Genomic DNA, 15,495 nt, shown 5'->3' with positions numbered 1-15,495 from the left:
AGCGTGGACGGTGGTGGGTACTGCCCACGATGCTGCTGTTCCTGCTCGTCATGCTGGTCTATCTGCAGTTCCGGCTCTGGATCGGTGAGGGCGGCCGCGATGCGGTCGCCGAGCTGGAGGCGCAGGTCGAACAGCAGGTCCAGGACAACGCCTCGCGCCAGCAGCGCAACGACGCGCTGGTGGCGGAGGTGGCCGACCTGAAGAACCTCGCCTCAGGCGGCGCCGCGGTCGAGGAACGGGCCCGCAGCGAGCTGGGCATGATCCGGCCGGGCGAGGTGTTCTACCGGGTGGTCGAACCCGAGGGCGCCGCGGCCGCGCCCGGGGCCGACGCCCCCACGGGCGATCCACAGGACGGGCCGGCGCCATGAGCGGTGCCGATGTCTGGGCGGTGATGCCGGCCGCGGGGCGTGGCACCCGCTTTGGCGGTCCGACGCCCAAGCAGTACCTGCAGGCGGGTGGGCGGCCGTTGCTGGCCCACGCCCTGGATGCGTTGCTGGCGCATCCGCGCGTGGCCGGCGCGATGGTCGCGCTGGCGGCCGTGGACGAGGACTGGCCGGGCTGGAGCGAGCGCGGCGGCAAGCCGGTGCTGACCTGCACCGGCGGCGGCGAGCGCGCCGACTCGGTGCTGGCCGCCTTGCATGCGTTGCCGGAGTCGGCCGCAAACGCCCTGGTGCTGGTGCACGATGCCGCGCGACCGAACCTGGACCACACCGATCTGGAGCGCCTGATCGAGGCCGCGGAAAACAGCCGCGACGGTGCGATCCTGGCCGCGCCGGTCCGCGACACCCTCAAGCGCGCCACCGACGACGGCCGCATCGCCGCCACCGAGCCGCGCGAACGCCTGTGGCGGGCGCTGACGCCGCAGGCGTTCCGGCGGCAACCGCTGGCGGCCGCGCTGCAGGCGGCGCGCGACAGCGGCGTGGTGGTGACCGACGAGGCGATGGCGATGGAGCGGCAGGGGCTGCGTCCGCGCCTGGTCGAGGGCCGCGAGGACAACTTCAAGGTCACCACGCCCGCCGACCTGGAGCGCTTCCGCTTCATACTCTCGCAACGCGGGCAGGCTGCGAGAATCCTGTAGGAGCGGCGTGAGCCGCGAAGGGTTTCCCGCGGAAGTTTCATCGCGACTCACGCCGCTCCCACGGCAACCCGGACGCGATCCGCAGCGAGGAATGAACATGCAAGGCAATCTGAACATCCGCATCGGCCAGGGCTTCGACGTCCATGCCTTCGGCGAAGGGGATCACGTGATGCTCGGTGGCGTGCGCGTGCCGCACAGCCACGGCGTGGTCGCGCATTCGGATGGCGACGTGGTCATCCATGCGTTGTGCGATGCCCTGCTTGGCGCGCTGGCGCTGGGCGACATCGGCCAACACTTCCCGCCCAGCGATCCGCGTTGGAAGGATGCCGACAGCAGCGCCTTCCTGCGCCATTGCGACGCGCTGCTGCGCGAGCGCGGCTGGACGCTGGGCAATGCCGATGTGACCGTGATCTGCGAGCGTCCCAAGGTCGGGCCGCATGCGCAGGCGATGCGCGAGGTCCTGGCCGGCGTGCTCGGGGTCGCGGTCGACGCGATCAGCGTCAAGGCGACCACCTCCGAACGGCTCGGTTTCACCGGGCGCGGCGAAGGCATTGCGGCCCAGGCCGTGGTGTTGCTGGCGCGATGAACCTGCCCCGCGCCCACGGCGATGCGGTGCTGGTCGCGCGCATGCGCAGCCGCGCCGAGGACTTCTTCGTCGAGGAGCTGGACGGTTTTGCCGCCAGCGGCAGCGGCGAGCATCTGCTGCTGAGCGTGGAGAAGCGCGGGATGAACACCGCCTGGGCCGCGCAGAGGATCGCCCAGTGGGCCGGCGTCGACGTCGCCGCGATCGGCTACGCGGGGCAGAAGGACCGCCACGCGGTGACCCGCCAGCGCTTCAGCGTGCATCTGCCCCGACGCAACGCACCGCCACTGGAGCGCTTGTCGTACGAAGGCGAGGGCGGCGAGGCCCTGCGCCTGCTCGGGCACGACTGGCATGCGAAGAAGCTGCCGCGTGGCGCCCTGGCCGGCAATCGCTTCGTGCTGGTGTTGCGCGGCGTGGAAGGCGAGCGCGACGCGATCGATGCGCGCCTGAAGACGGTCGCCGCGCGCGGCGTGCCCAACTACTTCGGCGAGCAGCGCTTCGGTCGCGGCGGCGACAATCTGCACGCGGCGTTGTCGATGTTCGCCGGGCGCCGGGTCGGGCGCGAGCAGCGCAGCCACCTGTTGTCCGCCGCGCGTTCGGCGCTGTTCAACCGGGTGCTGGCCGCGCGCGTCGCCGCCGGCTGCTGGGACACACCGCTGCAAGGCGAGGCGTGGATGCTCGACGGCAGCCGCAGCGTGTTCGGACCGGAACCGTATTCGGAACAGCTGGCCGAGCGTGTGGCCCGTTTCGACATCCATCCCAGCGGTCCGCTGTGGGGGCGCGGCGAGCTGCGCAGCCAGGACGAGGCCGCGGCAATGGAGCTCGCGGCGCTGGCCGAGCCGCCCGGCGAGGCCCTGCGTGCCGGGCTGGAGCGGGCCGGCCTGAAACAGGAGCGGCGCGCATTGCGCCTGCGGCCGGACGGCCTGGCGTGGAACTGGCCGGCGGAGGATGCGCTGGAGCTGCGCTTTGCGCTGCCGCCGGGCACCTATGCGACCTCGGTGCTGGCCGAGCTGGGCGAGGTCCGCGACGGGTCCTACGAAGCGGCCTGAGCGGATGAACGGGCGCGGGTGACCGTCCGTCGGATCCGTGGCAATTGGCACTGGCCCCGTGCGGGGGGCGGGTATATGCATGGAGTGCAGGCCCGGCAAGGGGTCGGGCCCCGGTAGCGACGGTCCTGTCGCGGCGGCATTGCCGCAGCGGCACCGTGCCGTCGCACCGACAATCCGGAGGTACCGTCATGAACGCCAGTCTCCGTGTCCTCGCGCTGTCACTCACCGTCGTCGGCCTCGCCGCCTGCGCCGGCATGCCGGAGAAATCCACCCAGGCCGAACGCGCGCCGTCCATCATGGACGCCGATGAAGCCTATGTCGCCTACGTCGAACGCGTCGCGCGCCGTCGCGGTATCGAAGTGGTATGGGTGAACGTCCCGCGAGCCAAGGCCGCCGAGCAGGACAGCGACGACTGACCGGGCATCCGGCGCGGCATGCGCCGATAGCCCCGGTCCGCGCTAGCGCCGCTTGGGCGGCGCCAGCAGCACCACGACCGCTCCGGTGCCGCCCTGCGCGGGCGGCGCCGAGTGGAAGGCGACCACGTCCGCGCGATGGCGCAGCAGGCGGTCGACCAGATTCTTCAGCACCGGCGCACCGTCGCCGTGCAGCCCCTTTCCGTGGATCACCCGCACGCAGCCCAGACCGTGACGGTGCGCGTCGCTGATGAAGGCCCGCAGCAATGCTTCGGCGCTGCGCGCGTCCGCACCGTGCAGGTCCAGCTCCTCCTGCGCCGAGATCTCGCCTCGGCGCAGCCGCTGCCAGCTGCGCGGCGGGACGCTGTCGCGGCGGTACGCCAGCAGATCGCCCGACTCCAGCGTCGGCATGTCCGCACCGGTCCGGAACGCATGGCGGGCATCGACCTCGTCCAGCTCGGCCATGCGTGCCCGCGGCCGGGGCCTGGGAGCGGACGGGGGCGGGGCGGGCGCGTCCAGCTCGCGCACCGCACCGATCGCCTCGCGGAACAGGGCGGCATCGTCGCTGTCGGGCGGCGGGGGTGTGCGCGATTTGGTCATGCGGCCAGCGTAACCTGAGCCGGCGCGATCGCAAGGTCGCGAGCGGGCGGCGACGGCGACGTGTCGGCGGCAATGGCTGCCGGTCCATCGGCTATCATGTGGGTCCGGCCCACGGTCGCGCGGCGACAGCCGCGGCAACCACGCCGGCCGGCCTTTCCGCAGCATAGCCGCAGCGCATCACGTCCATAGGGAGTCCATGCGAGTTCTGGTCAGCAACGACGACGGTGTCGACGCCCCCGGCATCCGTTTCCTTGCCGAAGGCCTGCGTGCCGCCGGCCATGAGGTCCTGGTGGTCGCGCCGGACCGCGATCGATCCGGGGCCAGCAACTCGCTGACCCTCGACGCCCCGGTGCGGGTCGTCCAGCTCGACGACAGCACCTGGCGTGTCCACGGCACCCCGACCGACTGCGTCCACGTGGCGATCACCGGCATGCTCGAGGTGGAGCCGGACATCGTCGTGTCGGGGATCAACAACACCGCCAACATGGGCGACGACGTGATCTATTCCGGGACCGTCGCCGCGGCGATGGAGGGCCGTTTCCTGGGCTTGCCGGCGATCGCGGTTTCGCTGAACACGGTCGATCACAACGGCAGGCACTTCGAGACCGCCGCCCGTGCCGCGGTCGAGATCATCGCCCGGCTGAGCACCGACCCGCTGCCGGCCGACACCATTCTCAACGTCAACGTGCCCGACCTGCCGTGGGAGCAGGTGCGCGGGTTCGAGGTCACCCGGCTGGGCAACCGCCATCGCGCCGAGGACTGCATCCCGCAGCAGGACCCGCGCGGCCGCTCCTGGTGGTGGATCGGCGCGGCCGGTCCCGAGCAGGACGCCGGCCCCGGCACCGATTTCCACGCACTGCGCACCGGCCATATCGCGATCACCCCGATCCTGGTCGACCTGACCCGCTATCAGGCCCTGGACCAGGTCGCCAGCTGGGTCGACGGCCTGGGCGGCGCCCTGCAGCCGGCCGGGGAGGCGCGGCCATGAGCCTGCGCATGCGACTGCAGCCCGAAGCGCTGGGCACCGGCATGACCTCGCAGCGCGTGCGCGACCGCCTGGTCGAACGCCTGCGCGAGGAGGGCATCCGCGACGAGCGCGTGCTCAATGCGATCCGTATGGTGCCGCGGCACCTGTTCGTCGACGAAGCGCTGGCGACCCGCGCCTACGAGGACACCGCGCTGCCGATCGGTCACGGCCAGACCATCTCGCAGCCGTGGGTGGTCGCGCGGATGACCGAGGCGGTGCTGTCGGTGGCGCCGAAGAAGGTGCTGGAGATCGGCACCGGTTCCGGCTACCAGGCCGCGATCCTTGCCGCGCTCGGGCTGGAGGTGCATACCGTCGAGCGCATCGGCGAACTGCTGCGGGTCGCGCGCAAGCGCTTCCGCTCGCTGGGCATGAACGTGCGCAGCAAGCACGACGACGGCCATATCGGTTGGCCGGAGAACGGGCCGTTCGACGCGATCATGGTGACCGCGGCGGCGCCGGCCCTGGTCGATGCGCTGAGCGCGCAGCTCGCGCCCGGCGGCACTCTGGTCGCGCCGGTCGGAGGCGCCAGCTCGCAGTCGCTGGTGATGCTGCACAAGCAGAGCGACGGCTCGCTCAGCCAGCAGGCGTTGGCGCCGGTTGTGTTCGTGCCGTTGCTGTCCGGAATGATCGACTGATGCCGTCCGCCCATGGCGTCGGGGACCGTATCGCCGCCGGAGTCCGAATGAGGCCGCTCTCGTGAGACTGTTCGGTCCGATCTACGACCGCTGCCTGGTGTGGGCGGCGCACCATCGCGCGCCGCACTATCTGGCCGCGCTCAGCCTGGCCGAGTCGGTCTTCTTCCCGGTGCCGCCGGACGTGATGCTGGCGCCGATGGCGCTGTCGACGCCGCAGCGCTGGATGCGCCTGGCCGCGATCTGCACGATCGCCTCGGTCGTCGGCGGTGTCCTGGGCTACCTGCTTGGGCATTTCGCGCTGGAAGCGATCTGGCCGTGGATGCTCAAGCTGGGCTGGGACGCGCCGTTCTTCAGGGTCCAGGGATTGTTCGAGCGCTACGGCTTCTGGATCGTGTTCGTGGCCGCGTTCACGCCGATTCCCTACAAGGTGTTCACGATAGCGTCGGGTGCGACCGGCATCGGGCTGGTACCTTTCCTGCTGGGCTCGACCATCGGGCGCGGCGTGCGCTTCTTCCTGGTCGCCGGGCTGATCGCGTTCGGCGGCAAGCGGCTGGAGCAGACGCTGCGGCGCTACATCGAGATACTGGGCTGGGCCGTGGCCGTGCTGGTGGTTGGCGCGGTGGTCTGGCTGGAACTGCGCGGCTGAGCGCGTGTCCAAGCGGGACCGGAGCCTTCCTCCGGTGGCCGCGGGGACGAAACCAAGACACCGGAGGCCAAGGATCCGACGCATGACCATGACCCCATATTCCATTCTCCAGCGGGCGGCCCTGTGCGCCCTGATCGGCCTCGGCGTTGCCGCCTGTTCGAGCTCCGTGGTGCGCGAGAGCGGCTCCGGCGCGGGACCGGTCGCGGTGTCCAAGCCCAAGCCGGGCGCGTCCGTGGTGGTCCGCCGCGGCGACAACCTCTACCGCATCGCCACCGACAACGGCATCACCCTGCGCGACCTGGCCGCCTGGAACGGCATCGCCGCGCCGTACACCATCCATCCGGGGCAGCGGCTGCGGCTGTATCCGTCGGGCGGGCAGAGCGGCTCGACCGCGACCGCTTCGCGGCCGTCCAGCGGCCGCCGGCCGGGCGCGTCGACGTCTTCCGGCAGCCGTCCCGCGACCGCGCCGGCAACGACGCCGGCGGCGCCGGTCAACAGCGGCCTGTCCTGGCGCTGGCCGGCCGATGGCGAGCTGATCAGCCGTTTCTCCGGCGGCGACCCGACCAAGCAGGGCGTCGACATCGCCGGGCGCAGCGGCGCGCCGGTGCGTTCGGCCGGCGATGGCGTGGTGGTGTATTCCGGTGCCGGCCTGGTCGGCTACGGCGAACTGATCATCATCAAGCACAACGACCAGTGGCTGTCGGCCTACGGTCACAACCGCAACCGCCTGGTCGCCGAGGGCGCGGTGGTCAAGTCCGGCCAGCAGATCGCCGAGATGGGGCGCAGCGGCGCCGATCGCGACATGCTGCATTTCGAGATTCGCTACAACGGCAAGCCGGTCGATCCGCTGCAGTACCTGCCCAGGCGCTGACGGGCGTCGGGCCGCCTTCTCCGCAGGGGCGCCGGGTCGCCCCTCAGCGGGCGAGGATGAACGCCGCGACCACGCGGCGGCCCTCGCCGGCCAGGACGTTGAAGGTGCGGGCGGCGGCGGCGTTGCTCATCACTTCCAGCCCCACGCCCTGCGACAGGCAGGCGGCCATCACCGCCGCCGATGGAAACACCTGGGCCTCGCCGGTGCCCAGCAGTACCACTTCGGGCTTCAGCGCCAGTACCGGCGCCAGGTCGTCCGCGCCCAGCGCGCCGATGTCGGCGGCCGCCCAGTCCTCGACCAGACGATCCGGCGCCAGTACGAAGCTCGATTCCAGTCGACGCTCATTGACCAGCGCGCTGCCGCCGTCGGCGCCGCGCAGGAAAAATTCGTGGTCGGGATGTTCGAGGGTCAGTTGCATCGGAATCGGGGCTGGAGCTGAGACCTGAGGGCTTTCGCAGGGGCGGCGCAAGCCGCGAAGGGCTTCCCACGAACGATCGGTCGCGGCTTGCGCCGCTCCCGCGAGCGTAGCGCAGGCCCTTCGGTCGCCATCGCTCGGGTCAGGCGCCGGTGTCCCGACGCCCGCAGGCCTTCACGCCCGCGGCAACACGATCTGGCGCTTGTCGCGGCTGGGCCGGTACAGCACGGCGGTATGGCCGATACGCTGGACCACGGCGGCCTCGGTGCGCTGCCCGAGTTCGCCGATCATGGCGTCGCGGGCCTCGCGATCCTCGGCCGCGACCTTGACCTTGATCAGCTCGTGGTGCTCGAGGGCGTTGTCGATCTCCGCCACCAACGCGTCGGTGACGCCCTTGCCGCCGACCTGCAGCATCGCTTTCAGGCCGTGGGCCTGGCCGCGCAGGAAACGGGTCTGGGCGGCGGTCAGCTGGATTGGCATCGGGGTCACGTGAACGGGCGGTGGAGGGCGCTCAGGGTATCATGACGGCCGCTTACCGATCCGATTACGGGGCTCCCGCGCCCATGGCCGCCCGCAGCAAGTCATCCCGCAGCAAGTCCAGCCAGCGCTGGCTGAAAGAGCATTTTTCCGATCCGTTCGTGAAGAAGGCCCAGGCCGAGGGCCTGCGGTCGCGCGCCGCGTTCAAGCTCGAGGAGCTGGCCGAGCGCGACCGTCTGCTCAAGCCCGGCATGGTCGTGGTCGACCTGGGAGCGGCGCCGGGCGGCTGGTCGCAGTGGGTGCGCCAGGAGCTGGACCGGCTCGATCCGGCGCGCCCGGGCCGGGTCATCGCCCTGGACATCCTGGAGATGCCGCCGCTGGCCGGGGTCGAGTTCCTTCATGGGGATTTCAGGGAGGATGCGGTCCTATCGCAGCTGGAGGCTTCGCTGGGCGGCAAGCCGGTGGACCTTGTGCTGTCGGATATGGCCCCCAATAAGAGCGGTGTGGACGCGGTCGACATGCCACGCGCCATGTACCTGGCCGAGCTGGCGATGGATTTTGCCGACCACCACCTGCGGGTGGGCGGTACCTTCCTGATCAAGCTGTTCCAGGGCGTGGGGTTCGACGACTACGTCCGCGAACTGCGCCGTCGCTACGACAAGGTGGCGATCCGCAAACCGGCGGCGTCGCGGCGACGTTCGCCGGAGGTCTACGCGCTGGCACAGGGCAAGCGGGCCGCGATCAAGTAAGGTGGCGGCGGGCATTCGCGGTAGTGGCCGGCGCCAAGCTCGGTCAGACCGGATTCCAAGGCGCGGCGTCATACTGGTTGACGCGGCGCCCTCACAAGATTGGGCAACAGGTAACGTAACTACATGAACGATCTGGCCAAGAATCTCCTGCTCTGGGTTGTGGTCGCCGTCGTGCTGATGGTGGTCTTCCAGGCGTTCGGGCCGCGCACCGCCGGCTCCGAGACCCTGGCCTACGACCAGTTCGTCCACCAGGTGCAGAACAATCGCGTCTCCAAGATCAAGATCGACGCCGATCGCACCACGATCACCGGCGAACGTTCCGACGGCAGCAAGTTCACCACCTACAACCCCGGCGACAAGGATCTGGTCAACGACCTGATCAACCACAACGTCGCGGTCGAGCAGACGCCGCCGGACAGCGGCCCGTCGCTGCTGTACATCCTGATCAACATCCTGCCGTGGCTGCTGTTCATCGGCATCTGGATCTATTTCATGCGCCAGATGCAGCAGGGCGGCAGCAAGGGCGCGATGAGCTTCGGCAAGTCGCGCGCCAAGATGCAGGGCGAGAACGAGGTCAAGGTGACCTTCGCCGACGTCGCCGGCTGCGACGAGGCCAAGGAGGAGGTCGGCGAGCTGGTCGAGTTCCTGCGCGACCCGTCCAAGTTCCAGAAGCTCGGCGGCAAGATTCCGCGCGGCGTGCTGATGGTCGGCCCGCCGGGCACCGGCAAGACCCTGCTGGCGCGCGCGATCGCCGGCGAGGCCAAGGTGCCGTTCTTCAGCATTTCCGGTTCCGACTTCGTCGAGATGTTCGTCGGCGTCGGCGCCAGCCGCGTGCGCGACATGTTCGAGCAGGCCAAGAAGCACGCGCCGTGCATCATCTTCATCGACGAGATCGACGCGGTCGGCCGCCATCGCGGCGCCGGCCTGGGCGGCGGTCACGACGAGCGCGAGCAGACCCTGAACCAGTTGCTGGTGGAGATGGACGGCTTCGAGGGCGGCGAGGGCGTGATCGTGATCGCCGCGACCAACCGTCCCGACGTGCTCGATCCGGCGCTGCTGCGCCCGGGCCGTTTCGACCGCCAGGTGGTGGTCGGACTGCCCGACGTGAAGGGCCGCGAGCAGATCCTGCGCGTGCACATGCGCAAGCTGCCGCTGGCCGACGATGTCGAGCCGATGACGATCGCCCGCGGCACCCCGGGTTTCTCCGGCGCCGACCTGGCCAACCTCTGCAACGAGGCCGCGCTGTTCGCCGCCCGCGAGAACGCCCGCGAGGTGCGGATGGAGTTCTTCGACAAGGCGCGCGACAAGATCCTGATGGGCGCCGAACGCCGCTCGATGGCGATGAGCGAAGACGAGAAGAAACTCACCGCCTACCACGAGGCCGGCCACGCGATCGTCGGACGGGTGGTGCCCGAGCACGACCCGGTCTACAAGGTCACCATCATTCCGCGCGGCCGCGCGCTGGGTGTGACCATGTACCTGCCCGAGGGCGACAAGTACAGCATCAACCGCGTGGCGATCCAGTCGCAGCTGTGCTCGCTGTACGGCGGCCGCGTCGCCGAGGAGCTGATCTTCGGCGCCGACAAGGTCACCACCGGCGCGTCCAACGACATCGAGCGCGCGACCAAGATGGCCCGCAACATGGTCACCAAGTGGGGCCTGTCCGACGAGATGGGACCGATCGCCTACAGCGAGGACGAGGACGAGGTGTTCCTGGGCCGCTCGGTGACCCAGCACAAGAACGTCTCCGACGAGACCGCGCGCAAGATCGACATGGTCGTGCGCGGGATCCTCGACAAGGCCTATGCGGAGACCACCCGCATCCTCAACGACAACCTCGACAAGCTGCACGTGATGGCCGACGCGCTGCTGCAGTACGAGACCATCGACGCGCACCAGATCGACGAGATCATGGAAGGCCGTGTGCCGGGGCCGCCGGCGGACTGGGTGAAGTCGGGCAAGGCGCCGAAGGACGATGCCGACAACACCCCTCCCGGCGCGGTGGTGGGACCGGCCGCGCAGACCTGAGCGCGAGCGAGGGAACCTGTGGCGAAAGGGCTGGAAGGGCGACCTTCCGGCCCTTTTCGTCTAGTCTGCCGGGACCGCGCGGGCACCTGCCGCCGTCGGCAAAGACGGTGCGCCCGCGCATGCCCCATTCCGCCCGGTGCCCGATCAGGCGCCAGGCCCGTTCGGAGACGAAGTCCGCCATGTTCGATACCGCCCCCTCGCTCGACTGCAACGGCCGCCGCCTGTCCCTCGATCGGCCGCGGGTCATGGGGGTCGTCAATGTCACCCCCGATTCCTTCTCCGATGGCGGCGAGCACGCGACCACGGACGCGGCGGTCGCGCATGGGCTGAGCCTGGTCGAGGAGGGGGCCGACATCCTCGATATCGGCGGCGAGTCGACCCGGCCCGGCGCCGAGGACGTGGCGTCTGAGGAGGAGCTGCGGCGGGTGTTGCCGGTGATCGAGGCGCTGGCGGCGAAGGTCGCGGTGCCGATCTCGGTCGACACCTCCAAGCCCGAGGTGATGCGTGCCGCGGTCGCCGCGGGAGCGGGGATCATCAACGATGTCTACGCGCTGCGTCGCGATGGCGCGCTGGAGGCGGCGGCGGACTGCGCGGTGCCGGTCGTGCTGATGCACATGCAGGGCGAGCCGCGCTCGATGCAGGCGGCGCCGCAGTACGACGACGTGGTCGCCGATGTGCACCGGTTCCTGGCCGAGCGGATCTTCGCCGCCGAGATGGCCGGGATCGACAAGAAGCGGATCGTGGTCGATCCGGGTTTCGGCTTCGGCAAGGCGCTGGAGCACAATCTGCTGCTGCTGGCGCAGTTGCAGCGTTTTTCCGAGCTGGGCGTGCCGCTGCTGGCCGGACTGTCGCGCAAGCGCAGCATCGGCGAGCTGACCGGCCGCGAGGACCCGCATGCGCGCGTGCACGGCTCGCTGGCGGCGCACCTGATCGCGGTCCAGCGTGGCGCGCGGATCGTCCGCGTGCACGACGTCGCCGCCACCGTCGATGCCTTGAAGGTCTGGGAGGCGGTCGCCGCACAGCCGCAGCCGCAGGCCTCGCAGGCCGCCTCGATCCGCTGGCCCGACGAAGACTAGGCCGGGACCTCAAGCGGCTGTTTCGCCCGCGTCGGTGCCGCCCCCCCGGGCTGGCGGAGGAAGGCGTTCGACCCTGTCGTCCGGGTGTCGGATTCGAAACAACGGCCCGGCACCTCACCACCAGGCAGGATGCGGACGGCCCCATCCCGATCCTGTTCGAATCCCGCGGCTCCGGGCCGGCCCGCGCTGTCCGGTAGCGCTGAACCCGATCCGCGCGCCGGCAACGCCCTGGAAGGTGTCGGCCGCCATGGCCGGAGGCGGGCGTGACCCGGAGTCTCCCGGGCGCCGTTCCAGTGCCGAGGCCGCATTTCCTTGGCGATCGGCTCCGGGCTCGGTGCCCATGGCAGGGGCCGGTGTCGCGGTCGCCGTGGAAGCTTTCGCCCGGACCGTTCGCGGGCGGCTACCGCACGCGAAGAGGCGCTGGCGTGGCGATTGCCGGATCGGCGCCGCCTGGCATGACCGCGATGGCCGTCTCGGGCGGTGGTCGATATGCATTATGTCGAACTGAATAATGGGTATCGAATGAAATATTCACGTGACAATTAGAAACTGCCGCTTGTTGGCAGGCGAGTGAAGAATGTCTATGCAATGGTGAATATGTCGGGCGGGCCGGAAACATCCTTCATGCGGGCGTTCTGTGATTCCAATCACGGTGACATCGGGTGCCCGCCGGAATACTGCCGGCGGGTGATCGAGCGACATTATCGCCCGCCAATCAAATGGAATATCAATGGAGGGAAATTCCGATGAAAGCTTCGAGAATGATGGTCCTGGCGGTGCTGTGTTCGGGCGTCGTGGTGGGTACGGCGAGCGCGGCGGAGGGGACGTTCCAGAAGACCGGTGAAAGGGCGAGCTTCATCCATGGCGACAATCTGATCACCGGTGCGATGCCCGATCCCGGGCCCGCGATCACGGCGCGCCGGCAGACGCCGCAGCAGAAGGCCGAAGGCCTGAGTGCGGTCATGGTGACCCGCGACGGAGATGTGTACGAGTCGAACATGAACCCGGAGGATGTGGCGCTGCTGGAAGAGGCGATCAAGGCGATGGAGATCCTGGGTCGCGGGGCCATGACCGTGCCGGGAGCGGCGCCGACGGCGCCGATGCAACTGCTCGGCGGCGGCGATATCCGGATCAACCCCAGCTCCGTGATCGGCGCCGACGGCCGCATCCAGGTCACCAACACCGTGACCTCGCCGTACTGGCACATCGGCCGCATAGGCATTGGCTGCACCGGCACGCTGATCACCGCCAAGCACGTGCTCACCGCGGGCCACTGCGTGTCCGACGGTTCCGGCAACTGGTATTCCAGCCTGGACTTCACCCCGGGGCAGAACGGCAGCTACAAGCCGTGGGGCACCACCTCCTGGGCCCGCGCGGTGACCACCTCGGCCTGGCACAACAACCGCAACACCAACTACGACTACGCGCTGATCGTGCTCACCGAGCCGGCCCATGGCGGTCATGCCGCCTACGGCACGTACTCCGGCGGCACCCACACCATCACCGGTTACCCCGCCGACAAGCCGTTCGGCACGATGTGGCGGATGTCCGGCAGTGTGTGGACCAGTGGCTCCTACCGGCTGTGCTACACCATCGATACGTATGGCGGAAACAGCGGCAGCGGCATCTATGACAGCGGCAACGTGGTGCGTGGCGTGCATACCACCGGCTCGTCCACCCAGAATTGCGGCACGCGACTGACCAGCACGGTGTTCAACACCCTGCAGAACTGGATCTCGACCTATCCCTGATCGGTTCCGGCCAGGGTTTCGGCCAGCGGTATTGGCGATATTGTCGACCCGCCGGGGATGCGTCCGCGAGAGCGGCGCATCCCCGGTTCTTGCGCATGAAACCATCCAGCAGGAGATCGCAGCCAATGGCATCGTCGTTTCCGAAAAGAATATCCATCGGCGCATTCGGGGCCGTAATGTCGTTCGCCCTGGCCGGGTGTGCGAACGGGAGTGGCCATCAGGACTCCGGCCAGGAGGACCACGGGGACGTCGCGATGGAACGGGTCATGATCGTCGGTAGCGCCGAGACCCCCGACCCGGTGCTGGCACGGGTGCGCGAGCTCGAGGCGCGCGGACTGGTGAAGGATGTCGTCGTCCGCGAGTCGTTTCCTGTGCAGATCGAGCTGCGTGCCGCACGTGCGGTGATCGACGAGCTCGAGGCGATGCCTCGCAAGGGCGGACTGCGGTAGCGGGGAGGCGGTTCCGACCGCGATCGGCATCGCAGGTTAAGCTTGCCGGCGGGAGAAGGGCCGTCCCGGCCCGGGGAGATGCCATGATCGCCGACACGCCGCTGATCGTCACCTTCACTGTCTACCTGCTCGCGACGGTCGCGATCGGATTCATCGCCTGGCGTTCGACACGGACTTTCGACGACTACATCCTTGGCGGCCGCTCGCTCGGCAGCTACGTGACCGCGATGTCGGCGGGCGCCTCCGACATGAGCGGCTGGCTGTTGATGGGCTTGCCGGGCACGCTGTACGCCACCGGCGCGTCCAAGGCCTGGATCGCGTTCGGGCTCATCATCGGTGCCTGGGCGAACTGGCGCTTCGTCGCCGGGCCGCTGCGGATGTACACCGAGCGCACCCACAACGCGCTGACGCTGCCGGACTACTTCACCCACCGCTTCGCCGACCGCAGCCGGGTCCTGCGGGTGCTGTCGGCGCTGGTGATCCTGGTGTTCTTCGCCGTCTACTGCGCATCGGGCATCGTCGCCGGCGCGCGGTTGTTCGAGAGCGTGTTCGGCGTGCCCTACGCGCAGGCGATCTGGTACGGCGCCGCGGCGACGATCCTGTACACGCTGATCGGCGGATTCCTCGCCGTCAGCTGGACCGACACCGTGCAGGCCACGCTGATGATCTTCGCGCTGCTGATCACCCCGATCATGGTGATCGTCGGCAACGGCGGCCTGGCGCCCAGTCTGGCGGTGATCGAACAGGTCGACCCATCGCGCCTGCAGTGGGTGGGCGCGGGAGGCGTCGTCGCTATCATCTCGGCGATGGCCTGGGGCCTGGGCTATGTCGGCCAGCCGCATATCCTGGCCCGCTTCATGGCCGCCGACAGCGTCGCGACGATTCCCAGCGCGCGCCGGATCGGCATGACCTGGATGGTGCTGTGCCTGCTGGGTGCGATATCGGTGGGTTTCTTCGGCATCGCCTGGTTCGGCGCCCACCCGGAAGTCGCCGGGACGGTCAATGCGAACTCCGAACGCGTCTTCATCGTGCTGGCCGAACAGCTGTTCAATCCCTGGGTGGCCGGTGTGCTGCTGTCGGCGATCCTGGCGGCGGTGATGAGCACGCTGTCGTGCCAGTTGCTGGTCTGTTCCAGTGCGCTGACCGAAGACTTCTACCGCGGCTTCATCCGCAAGAACGCCGGCCATCGCGAGCTGGTCTGGATCGGTCGCGCGATGGTGCTGCTGGTCGCGCTGGTGGCGATCGGGATCGCGTCCAATCCCGACAACCGCGTACTGGGCCTGGTCAGTTACGCCTGGGCCGGCTTCGGTTCCGCATTCGGTCCGGTGGTGGTGCTGTCGCTGATGTGGAAGCGGATGACCCGCAACGGCGCGCTGGCCGGCATGGTGATCGGTGCGCTCACCGTGATCGTGTGGAAGCTGGTCGCGGTCGACCGCATGGGCAGCTGGCTGTACGAGATGGTGCCGGGCGTGATCGCGGCCACCGTGGCCATCGTGGTCGTCAGCCTGCTCGACAGGCAGCCGCCGGATGAGGTCCAGGCCACCCACGAGCAGGTGCGACTGAGTCTGCGCGAGAACGGCTATTGAGTCGGGCAACCTGCGTTTTTGCCGAGTTTTGTCAAGTATTCTGACTGGTCATTTTTTCGCCA

The 15,495-nt window shown here is 69.3% G+C and carries 18 protein-coding genes; 15 read left to right on the top strand and 3 right to left on the bottom strand.

The window, feature by feature from the left end; all coding sequences use genetic code 11:
- Positions 1-29: 29 nt before the first annotated feature.
- From ftsB to C9I47_RS11800, 5 genes are all read left to right on the top strand, one after another.
- Positions 30-368 carry a cell division protein FtsB gene (ftsB, locus tag C9I47_RS11820; RefSeq protein ID WP_111268110.1) on the top strand — a complete coding sequence of 113 codons (339 nt, stop codon included), beginning with the start codon at positions 30-32 and terminating at the stop codon, positions 366-368.
- Entirely contained in the window at positions 365-1,078 is a 714-nt protein-coding gene (ispD, locus tag C9I47_RS11815; protein ID WP_111266923.1) for a 2-C-methyl-D-erythritol 4-phosphate cytidylyltransferase, read from the top strand. The genes ftsB and ispD overlap by 4 nt, the downstream gene beginning before the upstream one ends.
- 97 nt (positions 1,079-1,175) lie before the next feature.
- Positions 1,176-1,664: a 2-C-methyl-D-erythritol 2,4-cyclodiphosphate synthase gene (ispF, locus tag C9I47_RS11810; protein WP_111268109.1), complete on the top strand. Its 489-nt coding sequence runs from the start codon at positions 1,176-1,178 to the stop codon at positions 1,662-1,664.
- Complete coding sequence (gene truD / locus C9I47_RS11805; RefSeq protein WP_111266922.1) at positions 1,661-2,710, top strand: tRNA pseudouridine(13) synthase TruD; 1,050 nt, start codon at positions 1,661-1,663, stop codon at positions 2,708-2,710. The genes ispF and truD overlap by 4 nt, the downstream gene beginning before the upstream one ends.
- A 188-nt stretch (positions 2,711-2,898) precedes the next feature.
- Positions 2,899-3,126, top strand: a complete 228-nt coding sequence (locus C9I47_RS11800; RefSeq protein ID WP_111266921.1) for a hypothetical protein — start codon at positions 2,899-2,901, stop codon at positions 3,124-3,126.
- Positions 3,127-3,168: 42 nt separating this feature from the next.
- On the opposite strand, the gene C9I47_RS11795 is transcribed toward C9I47_RS11800, so the two are convergent.
- On the bottom strand, positions 3,169-3,723 hold the full coding sequence (locus C9I47_RS11795) for a Smr/MutS family protein (protein ID WP_111266920.1): 555 nt from the start codon (positions 3,721-3,723) through the stop codon (positions 3,169-3,171).
- Between the two features lie 196 nt (positions 3,724-3,919).
- Here C9I47_RS11795 and surE point away from each other — a divergent pair, with 196 nt between their 5' ends.
- The 4 genes from surE (at position 3,920) to C9I47_RS11775 (ending at position 6,902) form a co-directional block, all read left to right on the top strand.
- Positions 3,920-4,711, top strand: a complete 792-nt coding sequence (gene surE / locus C9I47_RS11790) for a 5'/3'-nucleotidase SurE (RefSeq protein WP_111266919.1) — start codon at positions 3,920-3,922, stop codon at positions 4,709-4,711.
- Positions 4,708-5,385 carry a protein-L-isoaspartate(D-aspartate) O-methyltransferase gene (locus tag C9I47_RS11785; RefSeq protein ID WP_111266918.1) on the top strand — a complete coding sequence of 226 codons (678 nt, stop codon included), beginning with the start codon at positions 4,708-4,710 and terminating at the stop codon, positions 5,383-5,385. Before surE ends, C9I47_RS11785 begins: the two co-directional genes overlap by 4 nt.
- Positions 5,386-5,446: 61 nt before the next feature.
- On the top strand, positions 5,447-6,031 hold the full coding sequence (locus tag C9I47_RS11780; protein WP_111266917.1) for a YqaA family protein: 585 nt from the start codon (positions 5,447-5,449) through the stop codon (positions 6,029-6,031).
- Between the two features lie 82 nt (positions 6,032-6,113).
- Entirely contained in the window at positions 6,114-6,902 is a 789-nt protein-coding gene (locus C9I47_RS11775; protein ID WP_111266916.1) for a peptidoglycan DD-metalloendopeptidase family protein, read from the top strand.
- A gap of 43 nt (positions 6,903-6,945) precedes the next feature.
- Here the strand turns inward: C9I47_RS11775 and C9I47_RS11770 are convergent, their stop codons facing one another.
- Both C9I47_RS11770 and yhbY read right to left on the bottom strand, forming a co-directional pair.
- Positions 6,946-7,320 (bottom strand): Mth938-like domain-containing protein, encoded by a 375-nt coding sequence (locus C9I47_RS11770; RefSeq protein ID WP_111266915.1) that lies wholly within the window; start codon positions 7,318-7,320, stop codon positions 6,946-6,948.
- Positions 7,321-7,491: 171 nt separating this feature from the next.
- Positions 7,492-7,797 (bottom strand): ribosome assembly RNA-binding protein YhbY, encoded by a 306-nt coding sequence (gene yhbY, locus C9I47_RS11765; RefSeq protein ID WP_111266914.1) that lies wholly within the window; start codon positions 7,795-7,797, stop codon positions 7,492-7,494.
- Between the two features lie 83 nt (positions 7,798-7,880).
- On the opposite strand from yhbY, the gene rlmE reads away from it, so the two are divergent.
- The 6 genes from rlmE (at position 7,881) to putP (ending at position 15,433) form a co-directional block, all read left to right on the top strand.
- The gene (rlmE, locus tag C9I47_RS11760) at positions 7,881-8,543 is read left to right on the top strand and encodes a 23S rRNA (uridine(2552)-2'-O)-methyltransferase RlmE (RefSeq protein ID WP_111266913.1); all 663 of its coding nucleotides are present in this window, start codon (positions 7,881-7,883) and stop codon (positions 8,541-8,543) included.
- 123 nt (positions 8,544-8,666) lie between these two features.
- A complete protein-coding gene (gene ftsH / locus C9I47_RS11755) occupies positions 8,667-10,571 on the top strand; it encodes an ATP-dependent zinc metalloprotease FtsH (protein ID WP_111266912.1) in 1,905 nt (634 codons plus the stop codon).
- 179 nt (positions 10,572-10,750) lie between these two features.
- Positions 10,751-11,647 carry a dihydropteroate synthase gene (gene folP, locus C9I47_RS11750; protein ID WP_111266911.1) on the top strand — a complete coding sequence of 299 codons (897 nt, stop codon included), beginning with the start codon at positions 10,751-10,753 and terminating at the stop codon, positions 11,645-11,647.
- A gap of 746 nt (positions 11,648-12,393) precedes the next feature.
- A complete protein-coding gene (locus C9I47_RS11745; protein ID WP_223250110.1) occupies positions 12,394-13,398 on the top strand; it encodes a trypsin-like serine peptidase in 1,005 nt (334 codons plus the stop codon).
- Positions 13,399-13,664: 266 nt separating this feature from the next.
- Positions 13,665-13,847 carry a hypothetical protein gene (locus tag C9I47_RS11740; RefSeq protein WP_141482097.1) on the top strand — a complete coding sequence of 61 codons (183 nt, stop codon included), beginning with the start codon at positions 13,665-13,667 and terminating at the stop codon, positions 13,845-13,847.
- A gap of 83 nt (positions 13,848-13,930) precedes the next feature.
- Positions 13,931-15,433, top strand: a complete 1,503-nt coding sequence (gene putP / locus C9I47_RS11735; RefSeq protein ID WP_111266908.1) for a sodium/proline symporter PutP — start codon at positions 13,931-13,933, stop codon at positions 15,431-15,433.
- Positions 15,434-15,495 lie beyond the last annotated feature (62 nt).

Source organism: Marilutibacter maris, assembly GCF_003233695.1.
Taxonomy (GTDB): Bacteria; Pseudomonadota; Gammaproteobacteria; order Xanthomonadales; family Xanthomonadaceae; genus Marilutibacter; species Marilutibacter maris.
Note: the sequence above shows the minus strand (reverse complement) of the source record. Positions and strands in the feature narration are given on the sequence as shown.

Excerpts from the sequence above, each read along its gene's own strand:
- ftsB (WP_111268110.1), top strand. The coding sequence starts at position 30 with ATGCTGCTGTTCCTGCTCGTCATGCTGGTCTATCTGCAGTTCCGGCTC.
- ispD (WP_111266923.1), top strand. The coding sequence starts at position 365 with ATGAGCGGTGCCGATGTCTGGGCGGTGATGCCGGCCGCGGGGCGTGGC.
- ispF (WP_111268109.1), top strand. The coding sequence starts at position 1,176 with ATGCAAGGCAATCTGAACATCCGCATCGGCCAGGGCTTCGACGTCCAT.
- truD (WP_111266922.1), top strand. The coding sequence starts at position 1,661 with ATGAACCTGCCCCGCGCCCACGGCGATGCGGTGCTGGTCGCGCGCATG.
- C9I47_RS11800 (WP_111266921.1), top strand. The coding sequence starts at position 2,899 with ATGAACGCCAGTCTCCGTGTCCTCGCGCTGTCACTCACCGTCGTCGGC.
- C9I47_RS11795 (WP_111266920.1), bottom strand. The coding sequence starts at position 3,723 with ATGACCAAATCGCGCACACCCCCGCCGCCCGACAGCGACGATGCCGCC.
- surE (WP_111266919.1), top strand. The coding sequence starts at position 3,920 with ATGCGAGTTCTGGTCAGCAACGACGACGGTGTCGACGCCCCCGGCATC.
- C9I47_RS11785 (WP_111266918.1), top strand. The coding sequence starts at position 4,708 with ATGAGCCTGCGCATGCGACTGCAGCCCGAAGCGCTGGGCACCGGCATG.
- C9I47_RS11775 (WP_111266916.1), top strand. The coding sequence starts at position 6,114 with ATGACCATGACCCCATATTCCATTCTCCAGCGGGCGGCCCTGTGCGCC.
- C9I47_RS11770 (WP_111266915.1), bottom strand. The coding sequence starts at position 7,320 with ATGCAACTGACCCTCGAACATCCCGACCACGAATTTTTCCTGCGCGGC.
- yhbY (WP_111266914.1), bottom strand. The coding sequence starts at position 7,797 with ATGCCAATCCAGCTGACCGCCGCCCAGACCCGTTTCCTGCGCGGCCAG.
- rlmE (WP_111266913.1), top strand. The coding sequence starts at position 7,881 with ATGGCCGCCCGCAGCAAGTCATCCCGCAGCAAGTCCAGCCAGCGCTGG.
- ftsH (WP_111266912.1), top strand. The coding sequence starts at position 8,667 with ATGAACGATCTGGCCAAGAATCTCCTGCTCTGGGTTGTGGTCGCCGTC.
- folP (WP_111266911.1), top strand. The coding sequence starts at position 10,751 with ATGTTCGATACCGCCCCCTCGCTCGACTGCAACGGCCGCCGCCTGTCC.
- C9I47_RS11745 (WP_223250110.1), top strand. The coding sequence starts at position 12,394 with ATGAAAGCTTCGAGAATGATGGTCCTGGCGGTGCTGTGTTCGGGCGTC.
- C9I47_RS11740 (WP_141482097.1), top strand. The coding sequence starts at position 13,665 with ATGATCGTCGGTAGCGCCGAGACCCCCGACCCGGTGCTGGCACGGGTG.
- putP (WP_111266908.1), top strand. The coding sequence starts at position 13,931 with ATGATCGCCGACACGCCGCTGATCGTCACCTTCACTGTCTACCTGCTC.